At 42.3% G+C, this 18497-nt stretch carries 16 protein-coding genes; 5 read left to right on the top strand and 11 right to left on the bottom strand.

Annotation, left to right across the window (positions count from 1 at the left end):
* Positions 1 to 54 precede the first annotated feature (54 nt).
* The 4 genes from B9N78_RS15865 to B9N78_RS15850 form a co-directional block, all read right to left on the bottom strand.
* Positions 55 to 1776: an ABC transporter permease gene (locus B9N78_RS15865; RefSeq protein ID WP_085104044.1), complete on the bottom strand. Its 1722-nt coding sequence runs from the start codon at positions 1774 to 1776 to the stop codon at positions 55 to 57.
* A gap of 3 nt (positions 1777 to 1779) precedes the next feature.
* A complete protein-coding gene (locus B9N78_RS15860) occupies positions 1780 to 2751 on the bottom strand; it encodes an ABC transporter substrate-binding protein (protein WP_085104042.1) in 972 nt (323 codons plus the stop codon).
* A 172-nt stretch (positions 2752 to 2923) separates the two neighbouring features.
* A complete protein-coding gene (gene serS / locus B9N78_RS15855; RefSeq protein ID WP_085104039.1) occupies positions 2924 to 4201 on the bottom strand; it encodes a serine--tRNA ligase in 1278 nt (425 codons plus the stop codon).
* A gap of 104 nt (positions 4202 to 4305) precedes the next feature.
* Positions 4306 to 4713, bottom strand: a complete 408-nt coding sequence (locus B9N78_RS15850; RefSeq protein ID WP_085104037.1) for a hypothetical protein — start codon at positions 4711 to 4713, stop codon at positions 4306 to 4308.
* A gap of 218 nt (positions 4714 to 4931) precedes the next feature.
* Between B9N78_RS15850 and B9N78_RS15845 the strand changes: the two genes are divergently transcribed.
* The 4 genes from B9N78_RS15845 to thpR are packed head-to-tail and all read left to right on the top strand — an operon-like array spanning position 4932 to position 8046.
* Positions 4932 to 5705, top strand: a complete 774-nt coding sequence (locus tag B9N78_RS15845; protein ID WP_085104035.1) for a substrate-binding periplasmic protein — start codon at positions 4932 to 4934, stop codon at positions 5703 to 5705.
* Between the two features lie 15 nt (positions 5706 to 5720).
* Entirely contained in the window at positions 5721 to 6197 is a 477-nt protein-coding gene (locus B9N78_RS15840) for a CinA family protein (RefSeq protein ID WP_085104033.1), read from the top strand.
* Between the two features lie 14 nt (positions 6198 to 6211).
* The gene (locus B9N78_RS15835) at positions 6212 to 7450 is read left to right on the top strand and encodes a carbohydrate porin (protein WP_085104031.1); all 1239 of its coding nucleotides are present in this window, start codon (positions 6212 to 6214) and stop codon (positions 7448 to 7450) included.
* A 29-nt stretch (positions 7451 to 7479) separates the two neighbouring features.
* Positions 7480 to 8046, top strand: a complete 567-nt coding sequence (thpR, locus tag B9N78_RS15830) for an RNA 2',3'-cyclic phosphodiesterase (RefSeq protein ID WP_085104029.1) — start codon at positions 7480 to 7482, stop codon at positions 8044 to 8046.
* A gap of 16 nt (positions 8047 to 8062) precedes the next feature.
* Here thpR and B9N78_RS15825 read toward each other — a convergent pair whose 3' ends face one another.
* From B9N78_RS15825 to B9N78_RS15815, 3 genes are all read right to left on the bottom strand, one after another.
* The gene (locus B9N78_RS15825) at positions 8063 to 9427 is read right to left on the bottom strand and encodes a trypsin-like peptidase domain-containing protein (RefSeq protein WP_085104027.1); all 1365 of its coding nucleotides are present in this window, start codon (positions 9425 to 9427) and stop codon (positions 8063 to 8065) included.
* Between the two features lie 13 nt (positions 9428 to 9440).
* On the bottom strand, positions 9441 to 10289 hold the full coding sequence (htpX, locus tag B9N78_RS15820; protein WP_085104025.1) for a zinc metalloprotease HtpX: 849 nt from the start codon (positions 10287 to 10289) through the stop codon (positions 9441 to 9443).
* A 167-nt stretch (positions 10290 to 10456) separates the two neighbouring features.
* Positions 10457 to 12775 carry a cache domain-containing protein gene (locus B9N78_RS15815; protein ID WP_085104023.1) on the bottom strand — a complete coding sequence of 773 codons (2319 nt, stop codon included), beginning with the start codon at positions 12773 to 12775 and terminating at the stop codon, positions 10457 to 10459.
* Between the two features lie 288 nt (positions 12776 to 13063).
* On the opposite strand from B9N78_RS15815, the gene B9N78_RS15810 reads away from it, so the two are divergent.
* Positions 13064 to 15688: a FecR domain-containing protein gene (locus tag B9N78_RS15810; RefSeq protein ID WP_085104021.1), complete on the top strand. Its 2625-nt coding sequence runs from the start codon at positions 13064 to 13066 to the stop codon at positions 15686 to 15688.
* A gap of 85 nt (positions 15689 to 15773) precedes the next feature.
* On the opposite strand, the gene B9N78_RS15805 is transcribed toward B9N78_RS15810, so the two are convergent.
* From B9N78_RS15805 to B9N78_RS15790, 4 genes are all read right to left on the bottom strand, one after another.
* Entirely contained in the window at positions 15774 to 16022 is a 249-nt protein-coding gene (locus B9N78_RS15805; protein WP_085104019.1) for a hypothetical protein, read from the bottom strand.
* A complete protein-coding gene (locus B9N78_RS15800) occupies positions 16016 to 16264 on the bottom strand; it encodes a hypothetical protein (RefSeq protein WP_085104017.1) in 249 nt (82 codons plus the stop codon). The genes B9N78_RS15805 and B9N78_RS15800 overlap by 7 nt, the downstream gene beginning before the upstream one ends.
* Positions 16265 to 16348: 84 nt before the next feature.
* Entirely contained in the window at positions 16349 to 17677 is a 1329-nt protein-coding gene (locus tag B9N78_RS15795) for a tetratricopeptide repeat protein (protein WP_085104015.1), read from the bottom strand.
* A 34-nt stretch (positions 17678 to 17711) separates the two neighbouring features.
* A complete protein-coding gene (locus tag B9N78_RS15790) occupies positions 17712 to 18482 on the bottom strand; it encodes an MBL fold metallo-hydrolase (protein WP_085104013.1) in 771 nt (256 codons plus the stop codon).
* Positions 18483 to 18497: the final 15 nt, after the last annotated feature.

Here is an 18497-nt window from a genome sequence, read left to right as displayed (position 1 = left end):
ACAATTACCTATAGACCTTACTCCGTAATTTAGACGGATTTACTTTTATATTGATCAGCACTGCCACGGGATAGAACCTTTCGGAGCTTTTCGCCCTATAGCAGAAAGCACAAGCATAAGTGCAATAACAGCAAGTATGACTAAAATAGAAACAGAAGAAGAAAGAACAGAATTGCCGCTGTCATCCATATTATAAATTACAACACCCAAAGTTTCTGAACCTGAACTCCAAAGCAGAACCGAAACGGTAAGCTCATTGAAAGCGGCCAAAAAAACAAATAAACCACCTGTTGCAGCGGCAGGCATAATTAAAGGCAAAACAATATCGTACATCCTGCGGGCAAAACCTGCTCCGCACATCCGTGCAGCCTCTTCCATAGCGACATCTGTCTGCAAAAATCCGCCGACAATAGGGCGTAAACCCATAGCCAAAAATCGGGCTAAATAGGCAATAAGAATTATCCAGATTGTGCCGTAAATACTGATACCGATAACAGGAAGCGGCTTAATAAATAATAGGATGCACCCGATCGAAAGGACAACTCCCGGCAAAGCATAGGGGAGTTCAATCAACGGGCTTAAAAAACGCAATAATGAATTGCGCTGCCAGACCATGAAGTACCCAACGGGAATCCCGATAAGACATAGAATAAGTGAAGCTCCACCTGCGAGGGCAAAGCTGTTGATAAAAGCTCGTATCGTTGCATCATGTTTAAAAAGGACGCTTATATAATTAGCAAAAGTCATTGTTTTTGCAGAAAGGACCACTCCATACGAAGGAATTAACGATGAAATAAATAATGCGGCAACCGGAACAACCAGAATTAGAATAATAACAATCCAACATCCGCTTTCAGCAATCCATTTTTTTTTACCGAGCTTATATTTTAAAGATTCAGACGGGGCTCCGACCAACCTGAAATCTTTACGGGAAAGCACATAAGATTGTAAAAGAACTCCAAACAAAGCCAAAAGGCTGACTAAGATAGATAAAGAGGCCGCCTCTGCAATAACGTCAGGACCGAAATTCGCGAGCTTTTGATAGATTAAAGTTGTCAAAACAGTGTATCCGGCAGGAATTCCAAGCATCGCAGGTATCCCGAAATTCCCGATGCATGATACGAATGCCAGAGCCATTCCTACGGTTAACGCCGGAGTCATAAGCGGCAGAACAATATCCAAAAGCACTCTCGTTTTTCCGGCTCCGCATGTACGGGCAGCTTCCACCATTTCACGCGGCATAGCGGCGAGACCTGATTTAAGAGAAAGAAATACCAACGGAGCCTGCTGAATACCAAGAAGAAGGGCTATCCCCCACGCAGAATACATGGGATGCGGGGTGCCGGGAGCCGGAGCTATTCCAAGCATATTGAGCAAAGCACTGGATGGACCGAAGAGCTGTATCCACGAAAGAGCTGTAATCTGCGGTGGAATCATCATGGGCACCATAAAGCAAAAAGTTAGAGTCTTCCTGAGTCTTATATCGGTTAAGCCTATAAGAAGCCCCATTGCACACCCTACGAATGTAGCAAGAAGTGTTGCGCTAAGCCCGACAAACATGGTGTGCTTTAAAGCTGTCCACGTACTTTGTTCACCTATAATTTCACGCAGAATACCAAGCCCCCATACACCGTCAGGAGCAACTCCTTCGATCAAAAGGCGGACTGTAGGCATAAGCGAAAGAATGCATACAGCTAAAATGACAGGAATAAACAGACTAAGCCCGTTCCCCCGGGCCGGAATTATTCCGGACCGGGCAATACTACTTAATTTCATGACTTAACCGCCGAAAACTTTCGCGAATTTCTTTTTACTGTTTTTATCATTTGCAAGAGCTTTACCTGTATCAAGAGGCATGAGTTTAATCTTTTCCGGAAAACCTTCCGGAGGAGTTATTCCTTTTTTGGCAGGCATGAATCCTTGTTTAGAAGCAAGGTTCTGCCCTTTATCAGAAAGGAGAAAATCAACAAATTTCTTTGCTCCTTCAGGATTGTTCGCAGTCGAAAGAATTGCAACAGGTTCAGTTACCGCGCTGGCCCCTTCTTCAGGAATAATAAATGTTACGGGTGATCCTTTCAGCTTATTGCGGATAGGTAAGTAATCGATAACAAACCCGTAAAGCTTTTCACCACTGGCTACGGCCTTGAACGTTCCACCGTTCCCTTTACTGGTTACGGCTCCGTTTGCGGCAAGTCTCTCATAAAGCTTCCAACCCAAATCAGGATTTTGAGTTATAGTATGCATGTGAATTGCTGCAGCTCCGGAGTACAAAGGACTCGGCATAATTACTAAATTTTTTGCTTCCGAACGAAGCAGATCTTTAATGGATTTCGGCTTGAATGGGGCTTTTTCATTATAGACTATTCCGGTACTGATAATTTTTGTACTGAAATAATTACCGTCTTTATCATACAACTCTTTGTCATAACCTTTCACAGGTGCATTCTTATAAGCAAGCAGGCGGCCTTCTTTTTTAAGCCCTTCCATCGTAACCATGTCAGCAATCAGCAACACGTCAGGACGAGGAGCTTCTGCTGTAAATTCAGCGCGAAGTTTATTCATCAGCGCACTCGTTCCTGTGCGTGTCCATTCTACATCAATCCCAGGATTTGCTTTTTTAAAAGCCTCAACAGTCTGCTGGGCATCCTGCTCAAGCTGTGATGTATAAACCACTATTTTACTATTACCTGCAGATGCAACAGAACAGATAAACAACACAGATAAAATTGATAACAGACTAAAAATTCTCATTCTCACTCCATGAATTAATTAAGAATTTAGAAACTCATGCTTCTAGAACAGAATTCACAATTAATTTCGTCACAGAAGTGTCAAGATTTCGTTACAGTTGAAACCATTAAAAAAGTCCCTCTTCTAAAAAAGAAGAGGGACTTTTTTACAATCAAAAACTGATAAAATATTTCTATTCAGGCTTAATTACTTCAAGACCGCCCATGTAAGGCTTCAAAGCGTCAGGTATCAAAATAGTTCCGTCTTTCTGCTGGTAGTTTTCAACTACTGCAACAAAAGTACGTCCGACAGCAAGTCCTGACCCGTTGAGGGTATGAACAAACTGTGCTTTTTTGGAATCTTTTGATTTAAATTTAATATTAGCTCTGCGAGCCTGAAAGTCACCGCAGTTTGAGCAGGAAGAAATCTCACGAAACTTATCCTGACCGGGAAGCCAGACTTCAAGGTCGTAGGTTTTCTTTGCACCAAATCCGATATCTCCGGTACAGAGGGTAATTACTCTGTAATGTAGATTAAGACGCTTAAGAATTTCTTCTGCGTGAGAGGTCATAAGTTCAAGATCTTCAAAGGATTTATCGGGATGGGCAAAGCGAACCATTTCGACCTTATGGAACTGGTGCTGCCGAATAAGTCCTTTTGTGTCTTTACCGTAAGATCCTGCTTCTGATCTGAAGCAAGGAGTAGGTGCACAGTAGGTGACGGAAAGATCCTCTTCGTCCAAAATTTCATCCCTGTGCAAATTTGTCAGCGGAACTTCCGCTGTAGGAATCAAGAAGTAGTCTGAATTCTCAAGCTTAAACAGATCCTCTGCAAATTTAGGAAGCTGACCTGTACCGTAAAGAGAATCACGGTTGACTATATATGGGGGAATAATTTCAGTATAGCCGTGTTCCATGGTCTGAATATCGACCATAAAAGAAGTCAAAGCTCTTTCAAGCCTTGCGCCCCATTTACGCAGCACGGCAAAACGTGCTCCTGTAAGCTTTGCAGCTCGTTCGAAATCAACTCCGCCGAGCTCAACGGCAAGGTCCCAATGCTCGCGCGGTTCAAAATCGAACACAGGCTTTTCGCCCCACACTCTGATGACAGGGTTATCATCTTCAGTAGCGCCGACAGGAACGGATTCATCAGGAATATTCGGAACAGATACAAGCCAATTATTTTCAGAGGCTTCAATATCTTTTAAATCTTCATCAAGAGCTTTGATTCTGCCGGAAAGTTCACCCATGCGGGCAATAATTTCGTCAGTACTACCGCCTTCGCGTTTAAGCTTGGCTACATCAGCGGAAGTGGAATTACGCTCGGCTTTCAGAACTTCAACTTCCTGAATAAGCTCTCTGCGGCGATCATCAAGTTCACTGAACTCGTCAACGTTCAGCTTGGAATTCCTATTTTTCAAACTTTCGCGGACAACATCCAAATTACTACGAACAAATTTTAAATCGAGCATTTAATTCTCCTCATATTCTCCCCGTATCGGGCATTGCCTTTGCTGTAACCAATGTCAGCGCAGTAATAAAGGGGATTTTTCAAACATCAATGACAAAACCTGAATTACAAGTCATCAATACCCATAAGTTTATTGTCATGAACACACCATACATTAACACAAAGCCCGACGAACAGAAGTAATGATACAAGACTTCCGGCCCAGCAGGCAACCAATACAAAAATCAAACTGACAACCATCCCTAAGAGCTGAAATCTCTTTTTCCATCGCCATGGTTTAGCAAGCCAGCCTCTTTCGCTTTCAAGAATTTTTTCTATTTTAGTAAAAGGAGGCGTAGGATCAGGAAGTTCCATAAGCGATCCGCCTAAACCGCAAAATGAGATTAAAAACATAAAAATAGAACGATTCCACAAAGCCATCAGCAATACGCCAAACCCGAGATTTCCCAGTATCCAGTTCCAATGGTGCTGATGTTTTTGCCAGACAAAATGTATATATTTTTTAAATTTCATTTATTTTTTTTAGACCCTTAAAAAAGTAAACCCAGATTGATAAAATTTATAAATCAAAGTATCATTTAGCATTATAAGTTAACTATGCCCTATCACTTTCTCTGGCAAGTTTACCAATATTTTTCGAAAACAGGTCGGCAGAATTAAATTTTAATTATGATTAAAGTATATTCTTTAAGCACATCGGCATAACTCAGATCTAAATCAGGAATAAATTTATGCGTTATATAGCTATAATGATAATTTTAAACTGCCTTCTGGCCGTTCCGGTTGCAAATGCAGAACATAGATCCATGACTTTTACTACAGGGGATGACAAAAACTTTAATAGATATAAGTCAATGAATGAAATTGTTAAAACATGTTTTGCGCGCATGGGCATAGAAATAAATATTATCGCAATGCCGTCTGAACGCTCTCTCTATAATGCAAATGCAGGCATACAGGACGGAAACTTTATGCGCATTGAGGGAATTTCTAAGGACTACCCGAATTTAATCATGGTCCCGGAGCCTTTAAGCGCACTCATATTCGTAGCCTTCTCCCGCAGTAAAAAGATCAAAATAGATGGATGGGAAAGTTTACTTCCTTACCGCGTCGCTTGGATTAAAGGTTGGAAAATATGTGACCAAAAGCTTAGCAACGCAAAGTCCGCAACCAGACTTAAAAGCGAAGAGAATCTATTTTTATTTTTGGAACGAGGACGAGCTGATATTGGCGTTTTCGGACGGGCTCCAGGTGAGGCCTGTCTTAAAAAGCTGGGAATAACCGATGTGTACCCGCTGTCACCCCCTATAGCCGTCAATAATTCATACATTTACGTACACAAAAAGCATGCACGTTTGATACCTCAGATAGTTAAAACTCTTCAAGAAATGAAACACGACGGAACTTTCCAAAAAATTTCAGATAAATATGATTTCATAAACCCGTTGAACACTGAAATAAAAACCGGCTTGTACTCTTTACACCTTCAAATATCATCAAAATAAGTATAAGTTCCTTACATGAAAAATATCGTACCCCAGATCGCAAATATTCTTGTTGACAAAAAATGGACTATGGCAACGGCCGAATCATGTACCGGAGGGCTGGTTTCAGCCACTCTTACCGACTTTTCAGGAAGCTCGGCATGGTTTTCAGGTGCAATTGTCGCGTACTCAAATGAAGTAAAAATGTCCCTTCTAAACGTTCCCGAAGCAATCATAAAAGAACATGGAGCTGTCAGCGAACAAACTGTCAGGGCTATGGCCGAAGGAGTATGCAGAGCAATCGGAACTGATATAGGTTTATCCCTTTCAGGTGTTGCCGGACCTACCGGCGGAAGTCCGGAAAAACCTGTCGGAACAGTATGGATGGGCTGGCATGTTAACGGAACTACTTATTCAAAGAAATTTCTTTTCTCCGGTGACCGCATGAGTGTTAAACAGCAGAGCCTTCATAAAATTCTGGAACACCTTTTAGAAATACTCAAGCAAAGCTAAACTGAGGGCTTTCAATGATCAGATTCTCATCCTTACTGCTCCTATTCCTGCTCATACCCGGAACCTGTCTGGCTTACACTTCTAACAGCCTGCATAACCACCTCAACCTGCATGGTCAGGCGGAGCCACGGCAAACAGGCTTCATGGAGGACTTTCGAGAGTCATGGGACAAAGTCCAAAATGCAACAGGACCGCTAACCATAGACGGAGACGTACTTGCTTACTGGCAGGGTTATACAGATTCAAGAATAGCAGGAGACAAAAAGGAAGGGCGAAATTACGGAGCATATAAAGCCCGCTTAAGATTAAATTGGCAGCCCATTGAAGAAGGACAACTTTTCATACAGTTGCAAGGAGGACAGTCGGATACAGGCAGCAACCCTTCAAGCCGTGGTATGGTAGCCACACCTTTAAACTCGCTTTACACCCGGACAACAGCGGGTGGGCAGGTTTCTATTTCAGATGTTCTTTACACACAGCATTTCGCTGACAAAAAAATCTTTGTAACCCTTGGCTGGAGTGATCCTGAGTCTTTTCTTGACGACAACCGCTTTGCCGGAAATGCACGCCTCCAGTTTACAAACACTATCTTTAACAACGACCCGATATTCGATTCCATTGATGAAAACCACCCGATTATCGCTGCCGGGTACAGCCCGGTTAAAGAACTCAGATTTACTGCCCTCGCACAATCCTCGACAAAATCAGCCTTGCCTACTGATGAACATAAACAGGGATTTGACGGTTTAACTGACGATCCTTTCTTTGGAGGGCAGTTTACCTACTCCCCCACGTTTGGAGACCTTCAAGGCAACTACCGCTTCTTCGGCTGGACAAACACTTATAAACAGCCGCGTATTGATGGAAACGGAGACTCAGCCAACTGGGCGATTGCTTTCAACATGGATCAGGATCTAACCAAAGATTTCGGAGTATTCGCTAGAGTGGGAAAAGCTAACAGCGCAGTTAACAACATTACCTGGAGTTGGTCGGCAGGTACCAACTGGAAAGGACCGATTGCCGGCAGAGACGGCGATGTATGGGGAGTTGCAGCAGGCGGAGTGCAAGGAAATAAGCATACTATAAACAATGATATAGAATTTCATTACGAAAGTTTCTACCAGATTAAAATAAACAATAACTTTTCCATCGTACCGGATTTGACTTATGTATCGAACCCTTTGGCAAATAATGGTAATGATGATATTGTGTTTGGAATGCTGAAATTCCTATTCACTTTTTCCACACCCTGATCATAACATTATCAACAGGTTGTAATAACATGCAAAAAATACGAACATTTATTGCACATCCCGTTCCTAAGGAATGGGAAAAAGCTCTTTTTGACAAAGCGGAAATGTTAAATCACAACTTGCAGTCCAAAGTAGCATGGGTAAAACCTGTAAATATGCACTTCACTCTGAAATTTCTCGGAGACATATCAGAAGCGGATATTCCATTAATCGATTCAGTTTTAAAGCTGATTCCGTTTAAGTCGTTTGAAGTCGGCGCAGGTCCGGGTGGTTTTTTCCCTGATCAGTTAAAACCGCGCACTATCTGGATCGGCTTAACTAAAGGTTCCAAAGAGATATGCGATACAGCCACAGCAGTGGACAATAACCTTGCACACCTTGGGTTCGACAAAAACACCAAACCATATCACGCTCACCTGACCTTAGGCAGAATAAAAAAACAGGCAAAAGACAATTGGATAGAGCTCGCGAGAAAAATCAGCCTGATTTCTCTTCCTGAATGTACAATAACTGAATTAGTTTTGTATCAAAGTGAACTGACACCGTCAGGACCTATTTACACAAAACTTAAGACATATACTCAGAACGCTTATTAGAATATTGACGCACAGGTTACGAATTAAGCTTCACGTGGTAAAAATTTCTGCCACGCTGAACTTCCATCAAAACCTTACGGTTTAAACGATAGCGCAAGAATGAATCAAGAAAATCCTGTGGTATTTTAAGACGTCTATTCCCTATCTGATGGATTTTATCCCCGGGCTGGAGGCCGAGCTTTGCGGCAGGACTGTCCTTTTGCACGGCAGAAACAAGTACGCCGTTACCCCGGCTGTCTTTTCCTATTTTTATGCCCCACTTTGACCATGCGAAATTTTCAAGCTGTTGCGGATCAAGAGACGTTGGGCGAACTTTAATTTTTTCTTTCCTGCCTCTGTGCAAAACATCCAGAACAACATCATCACTGTGAGTCTGCGCCCGCAATAATGATATATAAGCATCCTTATCTTCAACCTCTATACCGTTCACGGCTAAAATAACATCACCGGAAGCAAGCCCAGCCTGCGCGGCAGGCATACCTCGATAAACTTCACTGACAAGCAGTCCGTGAACACGAGCCAGTCCGAAATAATTTGCGGAACTCTGATCTAAGTCCTGCCCGCTCAGTCCAAGCCAGACAGGAGAAACTTTCCCGGAAGCAAGAAGTTCCTCTACCACTCGTTTAGCCCTGTTAATCGGGATGGCAAATCCGATGCCTTCTGCATGGGCCTGCATCGCAGTATTAATACCGATAAGTTCACCGAGAATATTCAGTAACGGCCCGCCGCTGTTACCCGGATTAATTGCGGCATCGGTTTGTATAAAATCAGTGAAAGCTCCGTCTTCTGATTTAACCGTACGCTTAAGAGCAGAAACAACTCCTGTTGTAACTGTGTGCGTATAGCCGAAGGGATTACCGATTGCGATAACCGTTTCCCCTATGTAAATGTCGGAAGAATCGCCCATCTGAACCTGAGGCAAACCGTTGGCACCTTTTATTTTCAACACAGCCAGATCAAAATCTGCATCAGAACCGATAATTTCAGCCTTAAATTCGTCGCCGTTAATCAGCCTGACCGTAATATCACTTCCTCCGGCTAGAACATGCGCGTTAGTAAGCACAAGCCCTCTCGGTCCGTTAATGATCACGCCTGACCCGGTACTTAATGCCCTGAACTTGCGAGTCGGCCCGCCAACCCCTCCTTCAAGAAACATATCAAAAGGGTCATTTTTAAAGAACTGGGCAAATGGAGAAACTCCACGTTCAACAATCCGTGCAACAGTTATGTTTACAACAGCAGGGGAAGTTTTCTGCACAGCGCGGACCACAGGAGTAAGCCGCAAGTTCTCACAATGTCCATTTCCAGTTATAAAACCTAAATGGGCCAGAGCAACTATAGCAAAAAAGGTTACAATTAATTTATTGTGAACATGCTTCATAGCTTTCGTAAAACTAAAGATTACGGTCCATTTCCATCAACTTAGCGATACGTTCTTCAGTGGAAGGATGCGTACTAAACCATTTAGACATGCTTGCTCCGTTAAACGGATTGATAATAAACATATTCTCAGTAGCAGGGTTGGCATCCATAGGGATGTTGCGAGCTGCAGCATCAAGCTTATACAAGGCAGAAGCCAAGGATTTAGGAGAATGAGAAATTCTGGCACCTGTTGCGTCGGCAAGGTATTCTCTGGAGCGTGAAATAGCCATCTGGATTACAGTTGCGGCAATAGGAGCTATAATAGCAAGCCCGATGACTACAAGCGGACTGGGACCGTCTTCGTCCCTGCCGCCGAAGCCGAAAAGAGCTCCCCATTTCAACATACTGGCAACCATCATGATTGCTCCCGCAAGCACAGCTGCAACAGACTGAATAAGAATATCATGATTTGTAATATGTCCGATTTCATGAGCAAGCACCCCGCGCAATTCTTCAGGTGTAAGAACACGCATTATTCCGCTGGTTACAGCAACAACCGCATTTTCAGGATTTCTACCGGTGGCAAACGCATTAGGTGAATCCTGATCAACTAGAAATAATCTCGGAGCCGGGATACCTGCATTGGCAGCTAGTTCTTCAACCATTGCAAAAACTTGCGGAGCATCATTTCTTGAAAGCTGCCTTGCCTTGTACATTTTAAGTACAATTTTATCCGAATACCAATAACTGCCGACATTCATAAAAACAGCTAAACCGAAAGCAATAATCAAACCGGTACGCCCGCCCATCATGCCGCCTAGAAAAAGAATAATCGAGGTTAGCGCGGCGAGAAGAAAAAAAGTTTTAATCTGACTGGTCATATAGGGAAAAGCCTCCTGATTTTTAGCAAATAAATATCACAATAAACAACGCTTATCCGGTTTTTCGGATTAGTTTTATAACAAGCAGCAAAAACCGGGCTTACCAAGCACGGTATGCAAAAGATATTTACGAATAACGAACCGTCAAGAGTGGATAACTATCAATATTACACTTCTATAATGTTCAGCGGCAATTTGATGATAAAAGCAGTCCCTTGGCCGGGACCGCTGGTACAACTGATTGAACCTCCAAGGCGACTGGTAACAAGACTATAAACAATGTTCATACCAAGCCCTGTTCCGCCGCTTCCTCTGCGGGTAGTAAAAAACGGTTCAAATATTTTGGAAACGTTTTCTTCTGCCATACCGTTACCGTCGTCACTATAGTGCAGCACAAGATTTTCATCATTCACTTCAGCCCTTATAACAATATTTCCTGCCTCCACGCCGTCAAAACCATGCAGCAGCGAATTAATAATTAAATTTGAAAATATCTGCATGAATGCACCGGGCCAGGTATCAAGAAAAAGATCATCGGGACAGGTAATAGTTATTTTGTGCTGCGTTCTCTTATATTTTGAACGAAGACTCAGTAATATTTCATCAAGATATTCATGTAAATTTATTTTGCGCTTTTGGCCGGAAGTTTGATCAACAGCAACCTGCTTAAAATTTCCTATCAGTTCAGCAGCCCTGTGCAGATTAAGCATACTGGACTTTGTAGCTTCCACAGCAATTGCTATAAACTTATCAAGATCAGATTTACGAAGCTCTCCATTTTTAACTTTCTCAACAATTTCCCTAAGCTTTTCTTCCATATAACTGATACTTGTCACACTAATGCCTATAGGAGTGTTGATTTCATGTGCGACTCCTGCGACAAGATCACCGAGTGCAGCCATTTTTTCTGATTGAATCAATTGATTTTGAGCACTTTCAAGACGGTTAACAGAATCACTCAGTTCTTTAGTTCGCTCTTCAACTTTTACCTCAAGCTCTTCATTTAAAGATTTTAATTGATCCTGAACCATTTTGAGCTCGGTAATATCTCTTCCTTCCGCAATAAGGAAAAGCAGTTTACCGTCAGGCCCGAATGCAGGATGCAATGAAAAATCCACATAAATAAATCCAGACGGCGAAGGATGTGTAATAGCCTGCCTACGAATAGTCTGGCCCTCGGCTGCACGCTTAACAGCATCTTTCACCATTGGAATCAAGTCCTTCGAGTTCTGCCACCACGGCCCTTCCCAAAACGGTTTACCTATAACGCCTGCACCGGAGGAACTGATAATATTGAGAGCGGCTTTGTTAACCTCTATGAGGTTTCCATCGGCAGAAATTACTCCCATAAAATGCAAAGACTGGTCAAAAACGCCCCTGAACATGGCCTCGCTTATGGCAAGTTGCTTCTCAGCTTCTTTCAGTGCTGAAATATCACGCCCTTCAAGTATGATAAAATTGACTTTTCCATTTACACCCAAAACCGGTTTAACAGATAGATCAATAGTAAGCGTATTTCCATCCGTATCTAAATGAATAGCTGTATCTCTACAGGCTTCGCCATGAGAGGCTTTTTTTACCATCTCTTTCATATGCGCCTGCACATCAGAAGAATAATTCCACCAAGGTGCATCCCAGCAATAACTGCCTATAATGTCATCTTCACTTAATCCGACAACATTCAAGGCTGTCCGGTTTGCCTTTAATAGAACACCTTCTGAGCTAAGCACGCCAATGAGTTGAAAACTGTTGTTGAAAACGCCTTTAAAAAGATTTTCACTTTCTTGAAGCTTCTTCCCTGCTTCTCTGCTTTGAACTATCGAATATATTGAGAGCAGCAAAAGTATACCGAATATACCAATAGTCATCATAATAAGTTGTCTATTCTGGGTTGCGACCTCTGCTTCAACATCATCCAAATATAGTCCGGTACCTATAATCCACTGCCAAGGATCGTACTTTTTTACAAATGAAAGCTTCGGTGCAATTGTGCCGGGTTTATCTTTCCACTGCCAATAGTAATTAACGAACCCCTCACCAGTAGTTTCAGTCGCATTTGCCATTTCTCTGAAAAGATGCTTTCCCTGTAAATCAACATAATCAGTCAATTCTTTCCCGTTCATTTCCGGACGGTATGGATGCATGATCATTCGCGGAGAGTAATCCATCACCCAAAAATAGTCCTTATTATCAGGGCCGAAGCGTAAAGACTGGAGTATATCTGTTCCCTTTTTTCTAGCCTCTTCGGCTGTAATTAAACCATCTTTTTCCTGAGTGCGGATGTGATCAAGCAAACTTATTGCAACCTGAGTCATGTGCTTTAAAGAAGCCTTTTTCTGCGAAAGCATCGCTTCTTCTACTGCAGGCATCTGCACAAAAAACAAAACAAAACTGAACAACAGAAGAGAAACAACGGTGGGAATTGCAATTCTGAGCCATACAGAAGATTTTCCATTTGGCGATGCACTTTTTTTCAAAAATCCCATTGCTTCCTCCGGCGTAGCAGCACAAATAACATTTAATTGGTAGTAGAACACTACACTATATTTACGTTCTAAGACAAGTAACATCGCACAAGCAATTACGAATGAATTAAATTCAAATCAGCCATAAGCGTCTTCAAGTAATAAAAAAAATCATTATATTTATATACTATCTTGCAGTAATAATTAAAATTTATTTAAAAATGACATATTTTATTAAAACTGATATATTGCTAGTGTTTAATCTTTAAACCAAAAATCAACGAATTTAACCGCTTAATTGGAACAACAATGCCAGATCTTCAACCATCCGCAAGCGAAATAGGTGTAGTTACCGGACTAACAGGACAAGCATATGCCGAATCTGAAGCAGGTTCACGCGTGCTTGAAGCAGGAAGTCATATATATGAAGGCGAGGACCTCGTCACCGGGCCTGCTGGAAATGTTGAAATAAGGTTCATTGATGACACTCTTTTATCACAAGGTTCAAATTCCCGCATAACTCTAGATGATTACGCATACGACCCAAGTGACAGCTCTGCTTCAGAACTGTTAGTAAAAATCACCGAAGGAACATTTCGCGTAGTCACAGGAAAAATTGCCGAGCAAAACCCGGAAAGATTTAAAGTAGGATCTCCACTTGCCACAATAGGTATTCGCGGCACCATTACAGTTCATGAAGTAATTCCCGGGCAGAGTGAAAAACACGGAGTTGAAGAAATTCACAGTGGAAAGGCTTTAATTGTTCAAAGTAATATCACAGGCGCAATTCGCCAAATAGCACAGCCGCAAGGTATAGTAGACGTTTCAGCATCCGGCGCACTTAGCGCGGTCCGCCCTTTGTCTTTACAGGAATTAAATACATTCCGCGAAATAGCCCCCGAGAATATCAGGCAGGAACAGGAAATTAACGACGAGCATAACAATAACGGCGAAGACGCCCCGGACGATCAGACTGATGACCCGCAGAATCATGATGGAGACGGCCCCCAGCAAGAGGGTACTCCAGATGGAGGCGAAGGCGGGCTGCTCAGTTCTAATGGGGTGCTGCCCGGACAGGAAACAGGGGCTCCAGTCATTCTGACTATGATGGCAATGGCAGGTCATGAACAACCTCCATCAGAGCCAACTTCTCCCCATTCACCAGAACCATACACTGAGCCTGTGCAGGATCCACTGCTTGATCCTGTTGACCCAGTAGAAAGAAAAACAGAAACAGGTCAGACTCACAGCTCCAATGAAGGTGCTGATACTCATGTTATCACGGGAGATGATAATGCAAACGTCCTCACAGGTACATCAGGCGTTGACATTATTTATGGCCTTGGAGGGGATGACGAACTTTACGGGAAAGACGGAAACGACACTCTATACGGTGGAGCAGGTGAAGATATGCTCAACGGGGGTCGTGGAAATGACTACCTCGACGGCGGAACTTCCGGCACAGACATTGACTTCGTTTCATACGCAGATGCAACCGGGGGTGTTGTTGTAGACATTCTTAACCATATAGCAACAGGTGCTGACGGAAATGATACTCTGGTCAGCATCGAAGGGGCTATCGGTTCAAATTTCAATGATACTCTGCTCGGTGACGAGTATGAAAACAGATTTGAAGGATTGCTTGGAAATGATACTATTGATGGAAAGGGCGGATCAGACTGGATTCAATATGAAATGCTTGGATCGAATTATCATTTGGATATAAATCTTGATTCCGAAATGGCCTTTATAATGACCGAGAATGAGTCTGAACAATATTCATCGTCCATAAAAAACATTGAAAATGTTATCGGTTCTGCACATGCGGACAATATTACAGGTTCAGTCAGCGATAATATTCTCCATGGTAACGGCGGAGACGACAACATTTACGGCTTGGCCGGCAATGATCTACTGTTCGGTGAGGACGGATCTAACACGATTGATGGCGGTGACGGATTTGATACTGTTTCCTATGCCCATTCTACAACCGGCATAACTTTCACTGTCGCAGCGGGTGAAACCTCTACTATTGTCACCCATAGTGGTGGAGAAGACACTTTATCACACATTGAAGGGTTCATAGGAACAGCTGAAATTGACCATATGACAGGCAGTTGCGGTAATGAATATTTCGCAGGAATGGACGGTGACAATACAATCGACGGTGGAGGCGGCATTGATACTGTTTCCTATGCCCATTCTACAACCGGAGTAACATTCACGGTTTCAGAGGGTAACGACATTACGGTAGCCCATAGCGGCGGAACGGACACCCTCTCGCACATTGAAGGATTTACCGGAACCAACTCTGCCGACGACATTACCGGAAGTTCTGGTAATGAAATATTCAACGGAAGTGCAGGAAATGATACATATGATGGTGCCGGCGGAACTAACACGCTGAGTTATTCATCAATGAGCAGCCCTATGACCATTACTATGACAGCCGAAGGAGCTGGAAACGCTCATGACGATGGGCCACTCACTTTCAAGGATACTTTCACGAATATCCAGCACATTATAGGGTCAGCAGGCAATGATACTTTCAATGGCCTGACCATTGCCGGATCTGAAATATTCCAAGGCGGAGCAGGAATGGATACCTTTAACCTCAATAACGCAGCAACATCAGTTCTTGAGTACACATCACTTTCCGACGGTGGAGACCAAATCCAAGATTTCAAAAGCGGACAAGATTACTTCAGTTTCAGCGGAAATGATTTTGATCCTTCTACCAACCAAACGCTCACAAATCTCGATTCTGCATATGATGGTTCCAACGGATCATTCGGAAACAATGATGCCCATTTCGTTTTCGATTCCGACCACACCCTTTGGTACGATTCGAATGGAGATGAAGCTGGCGGAGCTGAAAAAATAGCCACGGTCCTTTCAGGAGATGAAGTGGCTGCAACAGATATTCATGTTTAGCAGGTCCGCAGCACTTTCCTTAGCACTAAAAAATCCCTTCAAACCAGAGTTTGAAGGGATTTAAAATTCTATATATAATGGTCTTCTATTCAAAGCCGTCATCCATATACTGACTTTCTATCATATTTTCATAATTAACAATTTCAAACTTAACATTCCTAAGCTCAATCAGGGCATTACGCTGGCTGTCAATAGCTCCGTCAAGGCGGTTTCGCAAATTAACTTCTTCGATCTTAAAGGCTTTTAGCCTATCAGTATGCCATGTTGTAATCATATTATTGATGATTAAAGCAAGGATCATAAACCCGCCTGAAAGGACGAGAAAGACTAGCATTTTACATCACCGATATTACGCAGCTCACTCTTCAACTCTTCAAGCCTTTCAATTTCAAGAGCCAGTTCTTCGTGTATCTGCCTTGTTCCGATAACAAGTCGCTTCACTCTGAATTCTACCTGATCGCGAAAATTATCGACCTGCATTTTGCGTCTGGAAATATCCCCGCTAACATTCATGTAGCGGGCATAAATAATCATAAAAATGATAAATCCTAAAACAAGAGCAGAAATTAAATACATCGGCTAACCTTAAAACCGACTCAAATGAATTACCTCAAGTCAGAATATTTAATATAGTTATTAATAATACACAAATAAACATAGCTAGTTAGGTATTTTTTTTAGCAAATCTTTCAGTTTAGAATCATCAGGAAAAGCCGCCACACCTTCTTCAATTACACGTCTAGCTTCGCTGGCCATACCTACTTTCAAAAAAATACCTGCTATGTTCCGAGCTACAGACGGAGACTTTTTATAAATCTCCTGATCTGATTTTATGGCTTTATTGAAAGACTGAGCACACTTAGCATACTCTTTGCCGTCAGTATAAGCCAGCCCTATATTGTAATAAAGGCCAGCTTCATTCGGTGCGACCTTAAGAGCTTCCTTGTAGTTGGCAACAGCCATTTCCCACTTGCCCTGTTTTCGCATAGCGATCCCGAGTCGATTATACGTTTCAAGATCATCAGCGGAAAGATTGCCCGATTTTACAGAAAGAAGCTTGCTATAATATTTTTCAGCCATTGAGGGGGAAACTTCGATCAGCGATTCAGCAATACCGCTCATAACCTGCGAAAGATAACCATGAGCCTCTCTTATCGAACACTTTACGGCCTGATCAAAAAAAACTTCCGCTGCGTCAAGCTCTTCGCGCCCTAAATGGACGCGCCCTATTTCGCACTTTCGCTCGGTATTAAGGGGACTGATCTTATCAAGTTTCTTTAAGTACAATAAATACTGTTCACTATCACTATCTTTATAGAATTCAGCCAATTTTTTAATCGGCTCCATAAAAACTGTAGATTGTTCGTGAGCTTTTAAAAAAGCTTTAAGAGCTTCGCTTCTTCTGCCAAGCCCGCTTAAAGCATCCCCGAGCAACATCAAGGCTGCAGGACTGTCAGGCTTAATTTCAAGGATCTTAGCACTGACGTGCATTACTTTTTCAAGCTCACCTTTTCGCAGTAATTCCTTACCTACCTGAACCAGCTGATTGAGCTTACCCTGCGGTTTAATTGTAAAAGCAAGCTTCTGTACAAGACTGTCCACAGAAACTGGTTTGGTAATAATATTATTTACACCGATCTCATGCAGAAAAATCAATTCGTCTTCACTGGTTTCTCCGGTTAAGACAATAATTTTAACATTCGGAAAAAGCTGACGGGTGTTTTGGATAAAATCTGCGGTAGATTTTCCTTTTAAAAGCCGTTCAACAAAAACAAGAACAGGAAGACCTTCCCCTGCCTTATTTTGAATATCGCTCATAGCTGCAGACTGGTCTTGAAAATAGCTTAAACAATCTCTGCGAATTGCCAGAATTTTATATAGCGTCCCTCTGAGAAGCTTATAAAATGAAGGCTCATCACTTAAAAGGATTGTATACCCTGAGCGACCTTCAAAATAATCCCGAACAATTTGGTCATAATTAGATGCCACTGAGTTCCTCACTTCGAGGCATAGAAGTCAAATGCTAATTACCTGAGAAATGCAATAAATGCCCTTCCTCCGGCAGTAATACGTTTACATCTTCTACCTCTTTTATAAGCTCTAAAATTTCGTCCAGATGATAGGTTCGCACAAACCTGTTAAGATGCACAAGTGCAACCTGTTTTATTTTTGCTTTAAGTGCAAAATCCAAACACTGCTTAACTGACGAATGTCCATTTTCGGCTACATCTAAATTGTATGCTTCGAAAACAGCAAGATCAACTCCGCTTATCTGTGCAAGATTCTCTGAGGAAACAGCCCCGTCACCGGCATAAAAAAAGGAAAATCCTTCATAATCAATTCGGACAGCAAGTGAAGCTCCTGCGGATTCGAAATGATCTGTTCCAAAAGAACTTATCGTAATACCCGAAATATCTTTAACAGACTCAGGCGTAAATTCATAAAATTTAAGTTCAAAAGAAAGCTTTGATAATAAGTTAGGATAAGCAAGAGCTGTTAAGGTCCTGACTTTATCTTCTATTCCGACAGGTCCGCAAATAGTTAAGGGTTCCTTTCTTTCCGAAGAATAGAAACTTCCCAAAAGCATCGGTAAGCCGAAATAATGGTCCCCGTGAAAATGCGAAATCCAAAGGATATCCAGATCTAAGGCACTAGGAACAAGCTGGAAAAAAGAATGAGCTGAGTTAAATCCGCAATCGAATAATAATGATCTGTCTTTAATTTTAACATACAAACTTGTATTGGTGTGTTTTCCATCAAAAGCATCACCGACACCTATAAATTTACATTCCATAAACTGCCACCCCTT

Origin of the sequence: Desulfovibrio gilichinskyi (assembly GCF_900177375.1) — a bacterium.
GTDB classification, from domain to species: domain Bacteria; phylum Desulfobacterota; class Desulfovibrionia; order Desulfovibrionales; family Desulfovibrionaceae; genus Maridesulfovibrio; species Maridesulfovibrio gilichinskyi.
Note: the sequence above shows the minus strand (reverse complement) of the source record. Positions and strands in the feature narration are given on the sequence as shown.

Bases quoted from the DNA above. Each gene is read 5' to 3' on its own strand.
- B9N78_RS15840 (WP_085104033.1), top strand. From the start codon at position 5,721: ATGAAAAATATCGTACCCCAGATCGCAAATATTCTTGTTGACAAAAAA.
- B9N78_RS15850 (WP_085104037.1), bottom strand. From the start codon at position 4,713: ATGAAATTTAAAAAATATATACATTTTGTCTGGCAAAAACATCAGCAC.
- B9N78_RS15845 (WP_085104035.1), top strand. From the start codon at position 4,932: ATGCGTTATATAGCTATAATGATAATTTTAAACTGCCTTCTGGCCGTT.
- B9N78_RS15825 (WP_085104027.1), bottom strand. From the start codon at position 9,427: ATGAAGCATGTTCACAATAAATTAATTGTAACCTTTTTTGCTATAGTT.
- B9N78_RS15815 (WP_085104023.1), bottom strand. From the start codon at position 12,775: ATGGGATTTTTGAAAAAAAGTGCATCGCCAAATGGAAAATCTTCTGTA.
- B9N78_RS15805 (WP_085104019.1), bottom strand. From the start codon at position 16,022: ATGCTAGTCTTTCTCGTCCTTTCAGGCGGGTTTATGATCCTTGCTTTA.
- B9N78_RS15835 (WP_085104031.1), top strand. From the start codon at position 6,212: ATGATCAGATTCTCATCCTTACTGCTCCTATTCCTGCTCATACCCGGA.
- B9N78_RS15865 (WP_085104044.1), bottom strand. From the start codon at position 1,776: ATGAAATTAAGTAGTATTGCCCGGTCCGGAATAATTCCGGCCCGGGGG.
- B9N78_RS15860 (WP_085104042.1), bottom strand. From the start codon at position 2,751: ATGAGAATTTTTAGTCTGTTATCAATTTTATCTGTGTTGTTTATCTGT.
- B9N78_RS15790 (WP_085104013.1), bottom strand. From the start codon at position 18,482: ATGGAATGTAAATTTATAGGTGTCGGTGATGCTTTTGATGGAAAACAC.
- B9N78_RS15800 (WP_085104017.1), bottom strand. From the start codon at position 16,264: ATGTATTTAATTTCTGCTCTTGTTTTAGGATTTATCATTTTTATGATT.
- thpR (WP_085104029.1), top strand. From the start codon at position 7,480: ATGCAAAAAATACGAACATTTATTGCACATCCCGTTCCTAAGGAATGG.
- serS (WP_085104039.1), bottom strand. From the start codon at position 4,201: ATGCTCGATTTAAAATTTGTTCGTAGTAATTTGGATGTTGTCCGCGAA.
- B9N78_RS15810 (WP_085104021.1), top strand. From the start codon at position 13,064: ATGCCAGATCTTCAACCATCCGCAAGCGAAATAGGTGTAGTTACCGGA.
- htpX (WP_085104025.1), bottom strand. From the start codon at position 10,289: ATGACCAGTCAGATTAAAACTTTTTTTCTTCTCGCCGCGCTAACCTCG.